This window comes from Kineococcus auxinigenes, assembly GCF_050871525.1.
Lineage (GTDB): Bacteria > Actinomycetota > Actinomycetes > Actinomycetales > Kineococcaceae > Kineococcus.
In genome coordinates this window covers 1-730 of the sequence record NZ_JBKBCT010000159.1, presented here as the reverse complement: position 1 = coordinate 730, position 730 = coordinate 1, and the positions used below count along the sequence as shown (strand labels likewise).

Genomic DNA, 730 nt, shown 5'->3' with positions numbered 1-730 from the left:
CCGCCTCCACCTGTGCTTCCGAAGGAGGAAGAATGAGCGCGTTCCGTCCTGGCTGGTACGAGATTAGCTTTGATATAAGCACGCGTGACCGACGCTGTCGGTATTTCAAAAACTTATCCACATACACGGCGGAGTGTTTGCTCAAGAGTACAGGGCAGCAGATTCTGTTGTGGTACGACCCAGCGGGAGTAAATGGACCAGGAAAAGCTGCGACATGGCAGTCGACATACCGCCCGCTTGAGAATGCTCCGAAGGACGATTGGTGGGACAACCCGCCGGGCGGCAAGAGCTACAGCCCTGACCTGCCGTCTTCAGACTCTCGTGGGGAGCGCAAGCCGACCTTGAGTGAGTTGTGTGATCGTGCGGGGACTGCCGATATCGGGGATAAGCAAAGCCTTAGCTGCACGAGGGAGATACACGTCGGCTTGTTCTTCGATGGCACCAACAACAACATGAAGCGTGACATGCCGTCGAAGTCGCATTCGAATGTCGTGGTTCTGTTTAACGCCCATCGCAACGACCAATCTGAGTACTTTCGATATTACGTGCCCGGTGTTGGGACAGAGTTCAAAGAGATTGGCGAGAACGCAGAGACGGATGCGGGTAAGGCATATGCGGCAGGTGGAGAAGCGCGCATTCACTGGGGTATGTTGCAGGTTCTCAATGCAGTGAGTCACGCATCAACTGGCGGTGATGATCTTCTCGAAGAAGGCAAGATGAAGGAGCTCGT

1 protein-coding gene is annotated in these 730 nt (G+C 54.7%); it reads left to right on the top strand.

The window, feature by feature from the left end:
* Positions 1-32 precede the first annotated feature (32 nt).
* A partial coding sequence (locus ACRYR9_RS19775) for a phospholipase effector Tle1 domain-containing protein (protein WP_432540230.1) occupies positions 33-730 on the top strand: 698 nt, incomplete at its 3' end.